Origin of the sequence: Streptomyces clavuligerus, from assembly GCF_005519465.1 — a bacterium.
Classification (GTDB): domain Bacteria; phylum Actinomycetota; class Actinomycetes; order Streptomycetales; family Streptomycetaceae; genus Streptomyces; species Streptomyces clavuligerus.
In genome coordinates this window covers 4,419,514-4,435,059 of sequence record NZ_CP027858.1, presented here as the reverse complement: position 1 = coordinate 4,435,059, position 15,546 = coordinate 4,419,514, and the positions used below count along the sequence as shown (strand labels likewise).

The 15,546-nt window shown below is 73.5% G+C and carries 12 protein-coding genes and 1 tRNA gene; 6 read left to right on the top strand and 7 right to left on the bottom strand.

All coding sequences use genetic code 11. The annotated features are described in order from the left end of the window. Positions 1-77 precede the first annotated feature (77 nt). Positions 78-1,895, top strand: a complete 1,818-nt coding sequence (glmS, locus tag CRV15_RS18710; RefSeq protein WP_003958179.1) for a glutamine--fructose-6-phosphate transaminase (isomerizing) — start codon at positions 78-80, stop codon at positions 1,893-1,895. A 171-nt stretch (positions 1,896-2,066) separates the two neighbouring features. Here glmS and CRV15_RS18705 read toward each other — a convergent pair whose 3' ends face one another. Further along, positions 2,067-2,588 carry a universal stress protein gene (locus CRV15_RS18705; RefSeq protein ID WP_003958178.1) on the bottom strand — a complete coding sequence of 174 codons (522 nt, stop codon included), beginning with the start codon at positions 2,586-2,588 and terminating at the stop codon, positions 2,067-2,069. Positions 2,589-3,457: 869 nt separating this feature from the next. On the opposite strand from CRV15_RS18705, the gene CRV15_RS18700 reads away from it, so the two are divergent. The 4 genes from CRV15_RS18700 (at position 3,458) to CRV15_RS18685 (ending at position 6,313) form a co-directional block, all read left to right on the top strand. After that, positions 3,458-3,928: a DHH family phosphoesterase gene (locus CRV15_RS18700; protein WP_009996264.1), complete on the top strand. Its 471-nt coding sequence runs from the start codon at positions 3,458-3,460 to the stop codon at positions 3,926-3,928. Positions 3,929-4,314: 386 nt separating this feature from the next. Further along, positions 4,315-5,514 carry a helix-turn-helix domain-containing protein gene (locus tag CRV15_RS18695; RefSeq protein ID WP_003958174.1) on the top strand — a complete coding sequence of 400 codons (1,200 nt, stop codon included), beginning with the start codon at positions 4,315-4,317 and terminating at the stop codon, positions 5,512-5,514. A 9-nt stretch (positions 5,515-5,523) separates the two neighbouring features. Beyond that, positions 5,524-6,126, top strand: coding sequence for an oligoribonuclease (orn, locus tag CRV15_RS18690; protein WP_003958173.1), 603 nt, complete (start codon positions 5,524-5,526; stop codon positions 6,124-6,126). A 114-nt stretch (positions 6,127-6,240) separates the two neighbouring features. After that, a tRNA-His gene (locus CRV15_RS18685) sits at positions 6,241-6,313 on the top strand. A gap of 799 nt (positions 6,314-7,112) precedes the next feature. Here CRV15_RS18685 and CRV15_RS18680 read toward each other — a convergent pair. Beyond that, the gene (locus CRV15_RS18680; protein ID WP_003958172.1) at positions 7,113-8,489 is read right to left on the bottom strand and encodes a sensor histidine kinase; all 1,377 of its coding nucleotides are present in this window, start codon (positions 8,487-8,489) and stop codon (positions 7,113-7,115) included. After that, positions 8,486-9,211 (bottom strand): response regulator transcription factor, encoded by a 726-nt coding sequence (locus tag CRV15_RS18675; RefSeq protein WP_003960577.1) that lies wholly within the window; start codon positions 9,209-9,211, stop codon positions 8,486-8,488. The genes CRV15_RS18680 and CRV15_RS18675 overlap by 4 nt, the downstream gene beginning before the upstream one ends. 144 nt (positions 9,212-9,355) lie before the next feature. Here CRV15_RS18675 and CRV15_RS18670 point away from each other — a divergent pair, with 144 nt between their 5' ends. Continuing rightward, positions 9,356-9,976, top strand: coding sequence for a hypothetical protein (locus CRV15_RS18670; RefSeq protein ID WP_003958170.1), 621 nt, complete (start codon positions 9,356-9,358; stop codon positions 9,974-9,976). A gap of 41 nt (positions 9,977-10,017) precedes the next feature. On the opposite strand, the gene CRV15_RS18665 is transcribed toward CRV15_RS18670, so the two are convergent. The 4 genes from CRV15_RS18665 to CRV15_RS18650 form a co-directional block, all read right to left on the bottom strand. Beyond that, positions 10,018-10,899, bottom strand: coding sequence for a spermidine synthase (locus CRV15_RS18665; protein ID WP_003958169.1), 882 nt, complete (start codon positions 10,897-10,899; stop codon positions 10,018-10,020). A 134-nt stretch (positions 10,900-11,033) separates the two neighbouring features. Continuing rightward, positions 11,034-11,564: a hypothetical protein gene (locus CRV15_RS18660; RefSeq protein WP_230864123.1), complete on the bottom strand. Its 531-nt coding sequence runs from the start codon at positions 11,562-11,564 to the stop codon at positions 11,034-11,036. Between the two features lie 544 nt (positions 11,565-12,108). Then, on the bottom strand, positions 12,109-13,491 hold the full coding sequence (locus CRV15_RS18655; RefSeq protein ID WP_003960580.1) for an AAA domain-containing protein: 1,383 nt from the start codon (positions 13,489-13,491) through the stop codon (positions 12,109-12,111). Further along, entirely contained in the window at positions 13,488-15,083 is a 1,596-nt protein-coding gene (locus CRV15_RS18650) for a hypothetical protein (protein ID WP_003960581.1), read from the bottom strand. The genes CRV15_RS18655 and CRV15_RS18650 overlap by 4 nt, the downstream gene beginning before the upstream one ends. Between the last annotated feature and the right edge of the window lie 463 nt (positions 15,084-15,546).

Here is a 15,546-nt window from a genome sequence, read left to right as displayed (position 1 = left end):
GCTCGGGCGCTTCCGGCCATGGATCGGTCAGCGAGCTACGGATCATCCGGCGATGATCCACGGAGGGGCAGAATCTTATGTGCGGAATTGTCGGATATATCGGCAAGCGTGATGTGGCGCCGCTGCTGCTGGAAGGGCTCCAGCGGCTGGAGTACCGGGGGTACGACTCCGCCGGTCTGGTGATCACCGGCCCCCGGGGCGGCGGACTGCGGATGGTCAAGGCCAAGGGCCGGGTCCGCGACCTGGAGGCCCGGGTCCCCAAGCGCTTCGCCGGGACCACCGGCATCGCCCACACCCGCTGGGCCACCCACGGCGCCCCCAGCGACGAGAACGCCCACCCCCACCTCTCCACCGGCGGCGAGGTCGCCGTCGTCCACAACGGGATCATCGACAACGCCGCCGAGCTGCGCGCCCGGCTGGAGGCGGAGGGCGTCGTCTTCGCCTCCGAGACCGACACCGAGGTCCTGACCCATCTGATCGCCCGCTCCGCCGCCGAGACCCTGGAGGAGAAGGTCCGGCACGCGCTCAAGGTGGTCGAGGGCACCTACGGCATCGCCGTGATGCACGCCGACTTCAACGACCGCATCGTGGTCGCCCGCAATGGCTCCCCCGTGGTCCTGGGCATCGGCGAGAAGGAGATGTTCGTCGCCTCCGACGTCGCCGCGCTGGTCGCCCACACCCGCCAGATCGTCACCCTCGACGACGGCGAGATGGCCACCCTCAAGGCCGACGACTTCCGTACGTACACCACGGAGGGCTCGACCACGACCGCCACGCCGACCACCGTGGAGTGGGAGGCCGAGTCGTACGACATGGGCGGCCACGACACCTATATGCACAAGGAGATCTGCGAGCAGCCCGACGCTGTGGACCGGGTGCTGCGCGGCCGGATCGACGACCGCTTCTCCACCGTGCACCTGGGCGGGCTCAACCTGGACGCCCGCGAGGCCCGCTCCATCCGCCGGGTGAAGATCCTCGGCTGCGGCACCTCGTACCACGCCGGACTGATCGGCGCCGGACTGATCGAGTCGCTGGCCCGTATCCCGGCGGACGCCGAGCCCGCCTCCGAGTTCCGCTACCGCAACCCGGTCGTGGACCCCGACACCCTCTATGTCGCGGTCTCCCAGTCCGGCGAGACGTATGACGTGCTCGCCGCCGTCCAGGAGCTGAAGCGCAAGGGCGCCCGGGTGCTGGGCGTGGTCAACGTGGTCGGCTCCGCGATCGCCCGCGAGGCCGACGGCGGCACCTATGTGCACGCCGGGCCCGAGGTCTGCGTCGTCTCCACGAAGTGCTTCACCAACACGGTCGTCGCCTTCGCGCTGCTCGCACTGCACCTCGGCCGCGTCCGGGACCTCTCCGTCGCCGAGGGCAAGCGGATCATCGAGGGGCTGCGCAGGCTGCCGGAGCAGATCACCGAGATCCTCCAGGCCGAGGACGACATCAAGAAGCTGGCGGAGGAGTACGCCGGGGCCCAGTCGATGATGTTCATCGGCCGGGTGCGCGGCTACCCGGTGGCCCTTGAGGCGTCGCTGAAGCTGAAGGAGATCTCCTACATCCACGCCGAGGCGTACCCGGCGTCCGAGCTGAAGCACGGTCCGCTGGCGCTGATCGAGCCGGCGCTGCCGACGGTGGCGATCGTGCCGGACGACGATCTGCTGGAGAAGAACCGGGCGGCGCTGGAGGAGATCAAGGCGCGCAGCGGGCGCATCCTCGCGGTGGCCCACCGGGAGCAGGAGAAGGCGGACCACACCATCGTCGTGCCGAAGAACGAGAACGAGCTGGACCCGATCCTCATGGGCATCCCGCTCCAGCTCTTCGCGTACCACACGGCGCTGGCGATGGGCCGGGACATCGACAAGCCGCGCAATCTGGCGAAGTCGGTCACGGTCGAGTAGACCGGACGGGCCCGCTCGACTCCCCCCATCCGTGCGGGGCGGGGGGAGTTGACCGGGCGTCAGTCCGGGCCGGCGGGCGCACAGGAGCGGGGCCGAACGGGCTTCCGGGAGAGCCGGGCTCAACGGGCGGAAACGGGCCCGGGGGTGAACGGACTCAGAGGGTGAACGGGCTCAGGGGATGACGACGACGGGGCGCTGGGCGCGCCGGGCGAGCCGTCCCGCGACCGAGCCGAAGATCCGGCCCACGATGCCATGGGTGGAGCCGACCACGATCGCGTCGGCGGAGTACTCCCGGCCGACTTCCTCCAGTTCATGGCAGATGTCCCCGCCGCGCTCCACCAGGATCCACGGGACCTCGGCGAGATAGTCGGCGCAGGCCAGCTCCAGCCCCAGCACCTCGGTGCGGTGGTCGGGGACATCGACGAAGACGGGCGGCTCGCACCCCGCCCAGACCGTGGTGGGCAGCCGGTTGGCGACATGAACGATGATCAGACCGGAACCGGAACGCCGGGCCATGCCAATGGCGTAGGCCAATGCGCGCTCGCTGGAGGTCGAACCGTCGAATCCGACCACGACGCCGTGCCGGAAGGCGGGGTCGCAGGGATGGCGTGACTCTTCCGCCGCCCGCAGTTCCGCCGTGGGATCGGCGATCTGCTTGCGGTCCGCGGGTTCGGGGATCTCGTGACCTGCCATCGGTGTCTCGGCGAAGAAAGTCCTCGGTTGAGGGATCGACATGGCGACAGACTGTTGTGTCCGGGAATCATCTTCCCTGTCCCTTACCCGTAAGGGTACGGCGACACTCCTCTCCTGCCCAGGGCCGCTCGGCCCAATCGCGCGTCCCAGGGAGCATGCCTGAGGTCGTGCCGTATGGCAATGCCGCATGGCGTCTACAGCCGCCCGCGCACGGCGTCGACGGCGCTCCGGCGCGACCCCGGTGCCACTCCGGTGCGGCCCCCGGCCCGACTCCGGCGGCGCGACCGCGCTTTCACCACGACACACCGGACATCCAGGATTTCCTGGCCATCACCGGGCGCACCGGGACAGTGCGCCGACGGCGCCCGGACGGGGTGCGCCCGCCGGGCCGGTGCGCGGCCGGGCCCGGGGCGGGCGAGCGGCCACCGCCCGGGGCCGGGGCGGCGCGCCGTCGAGGGCATGGAGTCCCTGACCCCGGCTCCGGAAACGACACGCGACCCGGCCAGGACGGACACCGTACGGACACGAACGCACACACAGCGACACGGCGGGGCGCGGCCGGATTCCACGGCGGAGCGGCCGGGAAGGGGACGGGGAAAGGACGCGGCGGCTGGAAGCGGGCGGACGGAGAACGTCCGCATCCGGCCGGAGAAAGGATCACGGTGGCAAAGCCGCACACACCCGGAGGCGGGTCCGCACCCCTCCCGCCGGTCCGGGCCGGTGGACGGCGGCGGCCTGCGCGGCGGCGTCACGGTCCGGCCGTATTCGGCTCCCCCCGACGGCCCTCGCGCGGCACCCCGTGCCGCAGTGACCGGAAGGCTCCATTCCTCGTTGGCACCTCGGTCACCCCCGAGGCCCGAGGAGCCCGTGTGCCCGAACCAGCGTCCCACCGCCCCCGGGGCCGGGCCCGCGGTGCCCGCCCCGCCCCCGCGCGCCCGGCCGGGGACGCTCCGCCCGGGCCCTCCGCCACCGCCCGCCCCGGCCGCCGCGCCGCCCCCGGCGACCCCGTGGGCGAACTGGTGCGCTGGGCGGCCTTCGGCTGTCTGCTCGTCCCCGTCGCCCTTGTCGGATACGGATACCCGGCGGGCGACGCCATGACGGCGGCACTCGGGCTCGCCGCCCTGACCACCGCCTGCCGGGCGGCGCTGCGGTACGCGGAGCGCCGGGCCGGACGGGGCGCCCACGCGGCCCCGGGCGGCGCCGCTCCCCCGCCGGACCCCGGCCGAACGGGACGGACCGGACGGCGCACCGGGCCCGGTGGCCACCACCGCAGGACACGTGACACCCCGGCACGGCGCCGCACAGGCCGCCACGGAGGCGGGCGCACCCCGCGCGACTGACCCATTCGCACGCTCGCACCCGTATAATTTCAGCCAACTTCGCGCCGGTACCCATCCCTTGGGGAAATGACCGGACTACCCCCTTGTCACCTGGAAGGGAAGGGGCAAAGGCGTCCCCCGCACCCTATGGGGACGGGCCATGCGCGGGAGGCGGACTTCCCTGCGGGGCCCGCGAGTGGAACGCTTCGTGATCGAATGCTTCGCGCCAAGTTCTCATGGAGACATAGCGGGGCATGCCGAACTTGTCACGGCGGCGTCACGGGACACAGTAGATTCGATCTTGGGTATCGAAGGCTCGTAACTCGTGCAAAACCGAGGGGAAACGTGCAGGAGCGAAAGGCCCGAAACGAACGGGGAGACGCGAATACCGAGGGGGGCTTAGCGTCATGAGTCAGGACTCCGCCGCACCGGAGGCGGCACGGAAGCTCTCGGGGCGCCGGCGCCGGGAAGTCGTCGCCGTGCTGCTCTTCAGTGGCGGCCCCATTTTTGAGAGTTCCATCCCGCTCTCGGTGTTCGGAATCGACCGTCAGGACGCCGGAGTTCCTCGCTACCGACTGCTCGTGTGCGCGGGCGAGGAAGGGCCGCTGCGGACCACCGGCGGTCTCGAACTGACCGCACCGTACGGCCTGGAGGCCATCGGCAGAGCGGGCACGGTCGTCGTACCGGCATGGCGGTCCATCACATCGCCGCCACCGCCGGAAGCGCTCGACGCGCTGCGTCGCGCGCACGAGGAAGGAGCGCGGATAGTCGGACTGTGCACGGGGGCGTTCGTCCTCGCCGCCGCCGGACTGCTGGACGGCAGGCCCGCGACGACGCACTGGATGTACGCGCCGACGCTGGCCAAGCGGTATCCGTCCGTCCATGTCGATCCGCGGGAGCTGTTCGTCGACGACGGCGATGTGCTCACCTCGGCCGGCACGGCGGCGGGCATCGACCTCTGTCTGCACATCGTGCGCACCGACCACGGCACCGAGGCCGCCGGGGCGCTCGCCCGCAGGCTGGTCGTACCGCCCCGGCGCAGCGGCGGTCAGGAGCGCTACCTGGACAGGTCTTTACCAGAGGAAATCGGGTCGGACCCGCTGGCCGAGGTCGTCTCCTGGGCGCTGGAACATCTTCACGAGCAGTTCGACGTGGAGACGCTGGCGGCCAGGGCGTACATGAGCCGACGGACGTTCGACCGGCGATTCCGCTCACTCACCGGCAGTGCTCCGCTCCAGTGGCTGATCACTCAGCGGGTGCTCCAGGCGCAGCGGCTCCTGGAGACGTCGGACTACTCCGTGGACGAGGTCGCGGGGCGCTGCGGCTTCCGTTCGCCGGTGGCGCTGCGCGGACACTTCCGCAGGCAGCTCGGCTCGTCCCCGGCGGCCTACCGGGCGGCCTACCGGGTGCGCAGGCCCCAGGGCGACTCCGCCCCGGCGTCACTGGTGGACTCGGTGGTACCGGTCCAGGCGAGACGTACGGCGGCAGCCGCGGCAGGTCCGGGCGGGCCCTCGTCCGTCCCTCCTGAGCTGGGGAAGCCTCCGTCCGGCGCCTATGCGGCGGGCCACGGGCGTCCCAGCCTGCCCGGGCAGCGGAGCGCGCCATAAGGTAGTCGCATGAACGACCGCATGGTGTGGATCGACTGCGAGATGACCGGGCTCTCGCTGACGGACGACGCACTCATCGAGGTGGCCGCGCTGGTCACCGACTCGGAACTGAATGTGCTCGGCGAAGGGGTGGACATCGTGATCCGCCCCCCGGACGCGGCCCTCGCGACCATGCCCGAGGTGGTGCGGCAGATGCACACCGCCTCGGGCCTGCTCGACGAGCTGGCGGGCGGCACCACGCTCGCCGACGCCGAGGAGCGGGTGCTCGCCTACATCCGGGAGCATGTGAGGGAACCGGGGAAGGCTCCGCTGTGCGGGAACTCGGTGGGCACGGACCGCGGCTTCCTGTCGCGGGACATGCCCGCCCTGGAGAGCTGGCTCCACTACCGGATCGTGGACGTCTCCTCGGTGAAGGAGCTGGCCCGCCGCTGGTACCCGAGGGCCTACTTCAACAGTCCGGAGAAGTCCGGCAACCACCGGGCGCTCGCGGACATCCGCGAGTCGATCGCCGAGCTGCGGTACTACCGGGAGGCGGTCTTCGTACTGCAGCCCGGACCGGACTCGGAGACGGCGAGGACGATCGCGGCGAAGCACGTGCTCCCCGCGGAGTGACGCTCGTCGGGGACGGGAGGGGCGCCCGCGCGGGCCACCGGAAAAGAGTGGCGCGAGCACCCTCCCGGACCCTGTAGACTTCTTCTCGGCCGGTCGGGAAAACGACCGGACATGGTGGGTGTAGCTCAGCTGGTAGAGCACCTGGTTGTGGTCCAGGATGCCGCGGGTTCGAGTCCCGTCACTCACCCTGATGGACCAAGGGCCCCGGTCGGAAGACCGGGGCCCTTGGCATGTTACGGGGTCTGCGGTTCACCGGTTCACCGGTTCACCGCCGCGTGATCCGGCACGGAGACGGAAACAGCGCGTCCCGGTCGGATTGGGGCCGACCGGGACGCGCCGGTGGGGGGTGGGGATTCGCTCGGGTCCACCCGAGGGGGGCCGGGTACTGACCCTGCGAGGGGATACGCCAGCACCATACCCACGGGCATCCCGGCGAAAGAGACATAGGTCACTCGCCCCGGCGGATTTAGGGTGCGCTTAAGCCGCTCCTGCGCGGGGGTTAAGCAGAACCCCGGCGACAGCCCCGTACGCGAGCCGACGCCCCTCCGCCCCCGGAACGGCGCGCCGCCCGGGGCGGTTCCCCCGCGGCGAGTGGGCCATGGGGCGCGTGACCGCCGGGAGCGGAGAGCGGGCCCCTGTCTCCTGGGCCGGGCGTTTGCCTCGACCCTGCGGCGGGTGAGCCGAAGGGGTGCCGCGGGTGCCGAAAGCGAAGAGCGCGCCCCTGGCTCTTGGGCCGGGCGTTTGCCTTCGCCCCGCGGCGAGTGGGCCGAAGCGGTGCCGCGGGTGCCGGGAGCGGAGAGCGGGCCCCTGTCTCCTGGGCCGGGCGATGGCCCCCGCCCCGCGGCGAGTGAGCCAAAGGGGTGCCGCGGGTGCCGAAAGTGGAGAGCGCGCGGAGGTTCCGAGGAACGAGGAACCGAGCACGGTCGACCGTCGGCGCACGCTTCAGCGCCCCGGAGGCGAACCGAGCCACAAAAAAGCGGCGCCCCTCAGTTCAGGACCCGGGTGCGGTGGCCGCGGCGGCGGTCGGGGGTGGTGTCGGTGCGGAGGTCCAGGCCCAGCCAGACGCGGACTTCCGTGCCGCCGAGGACCGAGCGCCCTATGCGGACGTCTCCGCCGGTGGACTCCGCGACCCGGCGGACGATGTCCAGGCCGAGCCCGGTGGAGCCGTCCCGGCCGTTGCTCAGGCCGCGGGCCATCGCCGCCTCGGGGTCGGCGATCCCCTGCCCCGCGTCGGAGACCAGGATGATCACCGCATCGTCGCCGTTGTGGACGTCGACCGAGAAGGCGGTGCCCTCGGGGGTGTGCCGGAACACATTGCCGAGGAGCGCGTCGAGCGCGGCGACCAGTTCGGGGCGGGCCACCGGGATGCGGACGGGGCGGTCGACGCCCGCCACCCGGACCTTGCGGCCCTCGTCCTCCGCGAGCGCGGACCAGAAGTCCATGCGTTCGCGGACCACCTCGGAGACATCGCAGCCGGCCCCGGGGCCCGCGGCCGTGGTCTGCGGCTTGGCCTCGCGGGCGGTGCGGATGATGATGTCGACCTCGCGCTCCAGTTGTTCGACGGCCGCCCGGGTCTGTTCGGCCGCCGGGCTCTCGCCCAGGGACGCGGCGTTCAGCCGCAGCACGGTCAGCGGGGTGCGGAGCCGGTGGGAGAGGTCGGCGGCCAGTTCCCGTTCGTTGGCGAGGAGTTGGACCACCTGGTCGGCCATGGCGTTGAAGGCGATCGCGGCCGAGCGCAGCTCCGGCGGTCCCTCCTCGGGGACCCGTGCCCCGAGTCTGCCCTCGCCCAGTTCGTGCGCGGCGCCCGCGAGCCGCTGGGCGGGCTGGACCATCCGTATCCCGAGCCGGTCGGCGACGGCCACCGAGCCCACGATCAGGGCGACGCCGACGCCCGCGAGCACCAGCCAGGCGGTGGTGACGCCGCGGGAGACCTCGTCGTCGGGGATGAACACCTCGACGAGCGCGATCTGCCCGGTGCTGATGCCGGTGGGCTGGACCAGTGCCCAGCCGTCCTCCACCTCCAGGGTGGCGCCCTCGGAGGAGTGGCCCTGGACGCGGGCCAGGTCGGCGTCCGAGACCCGGGGGGAGCCGATCTCGATGGGGACGCCGTCCGGGACGACGGAAGGGATGTGCACCGCGAGCCGTCCGTGCACCCACGCCGGGGCGGACTTCACGGCCAGTTCCAGCTTGGCCCGGTCGTCGGTGATGGACAGGGCGGGGCCGATGGTGGCGGCGTGGCGTTCCGCGTTGGTGAAGGCGCGGTCCCGGGCCATCTCCTTGATGACCAGCCCCAGGGGTACGGCGAACGCCACCACGACCATCGCGGTGACGGCCAGGCAGACCTTGACCAGGGCCCATCTCATCGGTGCTGTCCTCGGGGGGGTCCGGTGGGGGAGCCGTCCGGCGGTTCGAGCTTGACGCCGACTCCGCGGAGGGTGTGCAGATAGCGCGGCCGGGCCGCCGTCTCACCGAGCTTCCGCCGCAGCCAGCTCAGATGGACGTCGATGGTCTGGTCGTCGCCGTAGCTCTGCTGCCAGACCTCCGCCAGCAGCTCCCGGCGGGCGACGACCACGCCGGGCCGCCCGGCGAGGAAGGTCAGCAGATCGAATTCACGCCGGGTCAGGTCCAGTGGCACGCCGTCGAGTTCGGCCTGCCGGCGCAGGGGGTCGATGGCGAGGCCGCCGACGCGCAGCACCCTGGGGGGCGGCGCCTGGCCGCCGTTGCCCCGGGAACGGCGCAGGACGGCCGCCATCCGGGCGGAGAGGTGTTCCACGGAGAAAGGTTTCGTGAGGTAGTCGTCGGCACCGTCGTTGAGCAGCCGGACGATCTCCGCCTCGTCGTCCCGGGCGGTCGCGATGATCACGGGGACATCGGTGATGCCCCGGAGCATCTTCAACGCCTCGGAGCCGTCCAGGTCGGGCAGCCCGAGATCGAGAATCACCACGTCGAACCGGAAATGAGCCACCTCCCGCAGCGCCTCCAGAGCCGTGCCGACGCTGCGGACCGTGTGGGACGCCTCCGTCAGATGCCGGATGAGGGCGGAGCGTACGAACTGATCGTCCTCAACCACGAGCACTCGTGCCATGGGCCGCACCGTACGCCATTCGGAGTACCCCGGTCGCCCCTTGACGGGACTCGACCGGAATCCGGAACTGCCCGATCCTGTCAGGGACAGATGAGGGGGGCGTGGTGCACTATGGGGCGGATGCGTAGAGGACTTGTACATGCTATGGCGTGGACGATGGCCACCGGAGCGGCGGTGACCCTGTCCTGGTGGGGTGTGCACACGGTCATGTCCGGGACCGCGTACGACCGTCCTCGGGCGCTGCCGTTCAACAGGGACACCGACGAGGACTCCGACGACGCGGGCGAGGACCGGCCCGAGCCGCAGGCGTCCTCGACGATGCGACCGCTGCCGAGTCCGCACCGGAAGCCGGTGCGGACCGATGCCACCGGGACCTCGGACGGCACAGGTACGGGTACGGGTACGGGGTCCTCGCGGGTGTCCGGGTCGGCGTCCGCGGCGGGCGGGCCGACGGGGAAGCCGACGGGCCCGACCCCGGCGGACGGCGGGCAGAGCCCGCTGGCGTCGGCGACCGCCCCGGCGTCCCCCGAGGAGGGCGGGCCCGGGGCGAAGGCGTACACCGTGGAGGGCGGGCGGGTGGTCTTCGACATGAAGGAGAGGTCGGCGGAGCTGGCGTTCGCGACGCCCAACCCGGGCTGGCGGATGCAGGTCTGGAAGCAGGAGTGGATGATCCGGGTGGCGTTCACCAAGGACGGCCGGGAGGAGTCGGTCTTCTGTAGCTGGCACCCGGATGTCGCGCCCACGGTGGAGTTCTACCGGCGCTGAGCGCTCCCCCCGCTCCCGTGGCCGCGCCCCGCGGCCGGGTGTCAGCCGCGGTCGAAGACGGCGGGCGGCGGGGCGGGCGAGGGCCGGGCGCTGTCGTCGGTGACGACGGCCGCGCCACCGGTGAAGTCGAGGAGCGCACGGCCGTGTTCGACCCGTCCGGGGTGTGGATCGCCCGCGACCCGCCGGGTCAGCTCGGCGAGCGGCAGCGGGGCGTCCGACGCCACCAGGACGGCGTTGCCGAACCGCTTGCCGCGCAGCACCGCCGGGTCGGCGGCGAGCGCGAGTTCGGGGAAGACGGTCGCCGCGGTGGCCACTTGGGCGCGCACATGGGCCAGCGGGGGGCCGTCGGCGAGATTGGCCAGGTACTGGCCGCCGGGTGCCAGGACCCGGCGGACCTCGGCCAGGAACTCCGCGCTGGTGAGATGGGCGGGGGTCCGGGCGCCGCTGAACACATCCGCGATGATCACGTCGGCCCAGCAGTCGGGGATCTTGGCGAGCCCGGCGCGGGCGTCGAGGGAACGGACCCGGATCCTGGCGTTCGGGTCGAGCGGCAGCCGCTCCCGGACCAGCCGTACCAGGGCCGCGTCCACCTCCACGATCTGCTGGGTGGAGCGGGGGCGGCCGGCCGCGATGTACCGGGCGAGGGTGAAGGCGCCGCCGCCGAGGTGCACCGCGTGCAGGGGGCGGCCCGCCGGGGCGGCGAGGTCGACGGCGTGGCCGATGCGGCGCTGGTAGGCGAAGGTGAGGCGGCCCGGGTCGTCGAGGTCCACGTGGGACTGCGGGGCGGAGTCGAGATACAGGGTCCAGCCCCGGGGGCGGTCGGGGTCGGGTATCAGCTCCGCCGTCCCGCCGTCCACGGGCGCGACGACGGGTTCGGGTCTGCCGCCGGACCCGTCGGAGTGCCGCCGCTTGCTCTTCGCCATGGGGCCATTATCGGCGGGGGTGGGGGTTGTGTGCCGGGTGGGGCGTATGTGACGGGCGGGGGCGCCCCCGGGCCGCCGGGGCGAGCGGCTGCGGGGCGCGTGCCGGGGTGGCCAGGGACGGTTGTCGACATGGCCTAGCGGTGGTTGTCGGCGGCCTCGATCAGACGGGCCGCCTCGCCCAGTGCCCTGCGGAGGACCACCGGGTCGGTGACGCGGCCCGCCTCGCCCTCGCCGGGCGGCAGCAGCCAGCCGCAGCCGCGCACCGGGGGCTCCGTGAGGGGCCGGGCGCCTCCGCCCCTGGTCCGGGTGCAGGCGCTGCCCGGCAGGTCCCAGGCGTCGGCGGTGCCGGGCGGCACCAGGAAGGCGAGGGTGTCGTGGGGACCGTCGTGGAGCACGGGGCCCATGGGCGCGGCGGTGGTGCGGCGCAGGATGTCGACGGCTTCGAGCCCTTGCCGGGTGGGGACGGTCACCAGGTCGCAGCGGCCCGGCCGCCACCCGGCCGGCGGGGCGCTGCTGTCCGGGGTGGGCAGTCTGCGCGCGGTGGTGGGCTGGGTGGCGGGCCGCGGCGCCGGAACGGAGAGCGCGGTGACAGCGGTGGTGCGCGGTGCCCTGGTCATGGCGCGTGCCGCGGGCGTCGTCCGGACGCCGCCGACGCTGGTCTCCATGCCGACCTCCATCACGGGAATCCTCTCGTCACTCGACAGGGAGCACGGTGCGCGTGCCCGAAGGGTTCAACGCCCGTCCCCGTCAAGGGCTACGGCCCGCCCCGCCCGGACGAAGGCATGTCCCGGCACCGCTCACCCCGACGGCGCACACCCCAGGGCCACCACCGGCCCCCGCCCCGCGCCCGCCCCCCCAGGACCCGACGGCGCACACCTCACCCCCGCCGCACCCCGCACCCCACCCGGCGGACCCACCGCGCACACCCCCGAGACCACCCGGCGGAACAGCTCACAACAACACCGCACACCTCACCGCCGCCACACCACCCGATGCCCCGACCACCGGTCCCACGTCGCCATCATCGCCTCCCACCCGTCGGGGGCCGTACCCGATCGCCGCCTCCGGCGGCACGCCGGACTCCGTCCGGCCCCACAGACCCGGACCCCGCCCCAGGCCGCCGCGCCCACAGCCCACCCACACCGGCGGACCCACCGCGCACACCTCCGAGACCACCCGGCGGAGCAGCCCACGACAACACCGCACACCTCACCGCCGCCACACCACCCGATGCCCCGACCACCGGTCCCACGTCGCCATCATCGCCTCCCACCCGTCGGGGAACTTGACGGTGACGCCGAGCTGGACCGGTTCGGTCGAGGGGTGGTCGTCGAGGAGGTCGGCGACGCCCGCGCGGCAGACGACGACGCAGGCGTTGCGGTGGCGGGAGGTCAGGACGCAGAGGCGGCCGGTCTCCAGGTGGAAGGCGGTGGCGTCGGGGCGGCCGGAGAGGGGGTGGAGGACGACGGTGACGTCGAACTCGCGGCCCTGGAGGCGGTTGGCGGTGTCCACCGTGACCCCGGTGACGCCCAGCTCCAGCAGGGCCGCGCGGACCGCCGCCGCCTGGTCGCGGTGGGCGGTGCCGACGGCGACCCGGTCGGCGGTGACGGGGGTCGGCGCGGAGTGCGCGGTGCTCGTCGCCGCTCCCCCGCGGTCGAGCAGCCGCCGGACGACCAGCGCGACCGCGCGGACCGCCTCGGGGTCGGTGCGCGGGGTGTGCCGGGGCGGCAGCTCCAGCAGGCCCCAGCCCGACTCCGCGGCCTCGTCCAGGACGCGGTCGTACGCGGACCCGTCCGACCCCACCCCGAAGCTCAGTCTCCGGTCCTCGGGCCCCGTGCCGCTGCGGAAGGGGGTGTACGGATAGAACGCGCTCGACACCAGGTCCGCCGCGGAGTGCGGCAGCCGCCAGGAGACCGGCAGCCGTAGCTGCGGCAGCTCCGGGTTGTGCGCCAGCAGCGTCGAGACCGCGCTCGCGGAGGGGTCGTACGACAGCCCCGCCCACTGCTCGGCGCCCACGATCGAGAACGGGTCGAGCTGCCCCGGGTCCCCCACGAACAGCGCCCGTTCGAAGAGGCCCGCGACCGCGAGGAGGGCGTCCGAGCGCATCTGGTACGCCTCGTCCACGATCGCGTGCCGCCAGGGTTCGACGCCCCGCACATGCGCCCACTTCGCGGCCGTCGAGACGACGACGTCCAGGTCCCCGAGGTCCGCCGCCTTCGCCGAGGTCCGCACCTGCGGCAGCGCGTCCAGCGCCTTGTCGTAGGGGTCGGCGTCGCTGCTGTGCAGCCGCCCCACCGGCAGCTCGGGCTCCTGCCGGGCGAGCCGGAGCACCAGATCGTCCACCTGGGCGTTGGTCTGGGCGACGATCATCAGTCGGCGGCCGGTCGCGGCCAGTTCCCGGGCCGCGCGCACCACCAGCGTCGACTTGCCCGCGCCGGGCGGCGAGTCGACGACCACCCCCCGGTGGTCCCCGTGCAGGGTGGCGGCGAGGATGCGCTCGGTGGCCTCGGCTGCTGCCGCCGCCGGGTCGAAGGCGGCCGGGCCGGAGGTGGCACGGCCGGAGTCGGCGGGATCGACGACGGTCTCGGTCACAGCAGGTCCTCCGGGGTCACCGGGTCCGGGCTCTCCGCCGCCGTGTCCGGCGGGCCGCCGTGGGTCCACGGCGTCTCCTCCGGCTCCGGCAGCTTCGGCCCGCCCCGCGCGTCGTGCTCGAACAGGGTCCAGACGATCCGGTCGCCCTTCTCGGGAACGGTGCCCTCCGCCGGGTCCCTGGCGCGGCCCATCCGGTCGAGGAGACGGAGGACGAGTACGGAGCCGTCGCTGTCGGCCTCCTGGCGTACCAGCTCCGCCGACTGCTGACGGCCGTCGAGGCAGCGGTACACCTTCAGTCCCTCGGCCGCCGGGACGGTGTCGTCGGTGCGGAGCGTCAGCAGCGGCCGGGGCGCGGGCCGCTTCGACTCCGTCCACGCCATCGCCACCTCGGTGACCTCCGCCGCGAACGCCTCCCCCGCCAGCCTGCGGCCCGCGAGCACCAGCGGGTCGTCCAGCGCCTCCTGCGCGTCCAGGCGGGCCTGCGCGCTCTCGCGCACGGCCAGTTTGCGTGCGGCGGTCACCGCGTCGTCCCGGCGGGGCTGGGGCGGCTCACCGGCCCGTACCCGGTCCCGGTGGGCCGTGAACGACCAGCGGTCACGGGTCCAGCGGTCGGCGACCCTGGCGCCCTCCGGCAGCTCCCGCAGCAGGTCCAGCGCGTGCCAGACCGCCCGCCAGGTGGGTTCGAGCTGGGAGCGGAGCACGGCCCCGATCTCCCGCTCGGCCGCGGTGAGCAGGCCGAGCCGCTCGTCGGCCGCCGCGCCGTCCTCGGCCGCCGCCAGTGCCTGCCGGGCACGGTCGTACGCCTCGACGGCCGGGGCCAGGACCTTGTTGTCGAACGCGGGGTCGGTCGCGGGTCCCGCGGGCGGGCACAGGAGCTGCCCATGCGCGTCCCGGGCCGTCTCCGCCCACAGCGCGGCCTCGGCACCGGAGCGGCCGTCCGGCGGGTCGATCCAGGCGAGCAGCGCGCCCAGGTGCTGGTCCTCCACCGAGGACTGGCCGGTGGCCCAGTGCCGCCCCAGCAGATCGGTCGCGGCGAGCAGCAGCGAGGAGCCGGGGACACGGGCGCGCTCACCGTAGTGGGTGAGCCAGCGGCCGAGCAGCGGGACGTACGGGGGCGCGGGGTAGGGCGCGTCGGGGTCCTGCTCGGCGGTGCGGCGGAACCGCATGGAGCGGCCGAGCAGTTGGACGAACCCGATCGCGGCCCGGCCGGGGACGACGATCTGGGGCGCGTCCGCGCACAGCTCCGTCTCGACCCGTGCGCGTCTGCCGGTGGCGGGGTCCGTCTCCATCCGTTCGACCGCTTCGACAGCGGCGGCGTGGCTCTCGATGTACGGGAGGACCGTGTCGGCCAGCGCCGCGAGGAAGGCGAAGCGGAGTTCGCGGTCGCGCGGCTGGGCCACGGTCAGCAGCACGGGCCGCTCCCGGTCGGTGCCGACGAGCGCGCCGAGCGGGGCGCCCGCCTCCCCGGCGGTGGTCAGCGGGACGAGCACCAGGGGCCGTTCGCCGATGTGGCGGTGGCGCACGGTGGCCAGCGGCTGCGCCCGGCCGGACTCGACGGCCTCCAGCCGTGCCAGTGTGGAGATCAACGACATGGTCCGGACTCTTCCTCGGCGGCGGCGGGGGCCGCGGGGTCCGCGGGGTCCGCGGCGTGAACGGGGTACGCGGCGCGCCGGACATCGTCCCGGGCGTGTCCGACGGGGCCCGTGTCCGCGACGTATCCGGGGCCACCGGTACGTCCGACGTCCGCCGTGCGCCCCGCGCCGTCCCTGGCGTGTTCGGCACGGCCGGCGTCACCAGTGCGTCCGGCGTCTCCGGCATGAACGGTATCCGCGACGCGTCCGACACCGTCCCGGGCACGGTCGGCGCCCTCCCGGGCATACCCGGCGTGCTCGGCGTATCCGGGGCCACCGGTGCGTCCGACGTCCACGGCGTGGCCGGTATCCACAGTGCGCCCCGCATCGTCCCGGGCACACCCGGCACGGTCGGCGTCCGCAGCGTGCCCGGGCTCAGCGGCACACCCGACGTCCACGGCACGCCCAACGTCCACCGTGCAGC

What these genes read in the sequence shown, in the direction of transcription:
- CRV15_RS18650 (WP_003960581.1), bottom strand. Translation starts at nt 15,083, where the DNA reads ATGTCGTTGATCTCCACACTGGCACGGCTGGAGGCCGTCGAGTCCGGC.
- orn (WP_003958173.1), top strand. Translation starts at nt 5,524, where the DNA reads ATGAACGACCGCATGGTGTGGATCGACTGCGAGATGACCGGGCTCTCG.
- CRV15_RS18665 (WP_003958169.1), bottom strand. Translation starts at nt 10,899, where the DNA reads ATGGCGAAGAGCAAGCGGCGGCACTCCGACGGGTCCGGCGGCAGACCC.
- CRV15_RS18680 (WP_003958172.1), bottom strand. Translation starts at nt 8,489, where the DNA reads ATGAGATGGGCCCTGGTCAAGGTCTGCCTGGCCGTCACCGCGATGGTC.
- CRV15_RS18675 (WP_003960577.1), bottom strand. Translation starts at nt 9,211, where the DNA reads ATGGCACGAGTGCTCGTGGTTGAGGACGATCAGTTCGTACGCTCCGCC.
- glmS (WP_003958179.1), top strand. Translation starts at nt 78, where the DNA reads ATGTGCGGAATTGTCGGATATATCGGCAAGCGTGATGTGGCGCCGCTG.
- CRV15_RS18660 (WP_230864123.1), bottom strand. Translation starts at nt 11,564, where the DNA reads ATGGAGACCAGCGTCGGCGGCGTCCGGACGACGCCCGCGGCACGCGCC.
- CRV15_RS18670 (WP_003958170.1), top strand. Translation starts at nt 9,356, where the DNA reads ATGGCGTGGACGATGGCCACCGGAGCGGCGGTGACCCTGTCCTGGTGG.
- CRV15_RS18705 (WP_003958178.1), bottom strand. Translation starts at nt 2,588, where the DNA reads ATGGCAGGTCACGAGATCCCCGAACCCGCGGACCGCAAGCAGATCGCC.
- CRV15_RS18695 (WP_003958174.1), top strand. Translation starts at nt 4,315, where the DNA reads ATGAGTCAGGACTCCGCCGCACCGGAGGCGGCACGGAAGCTCTCGGGG.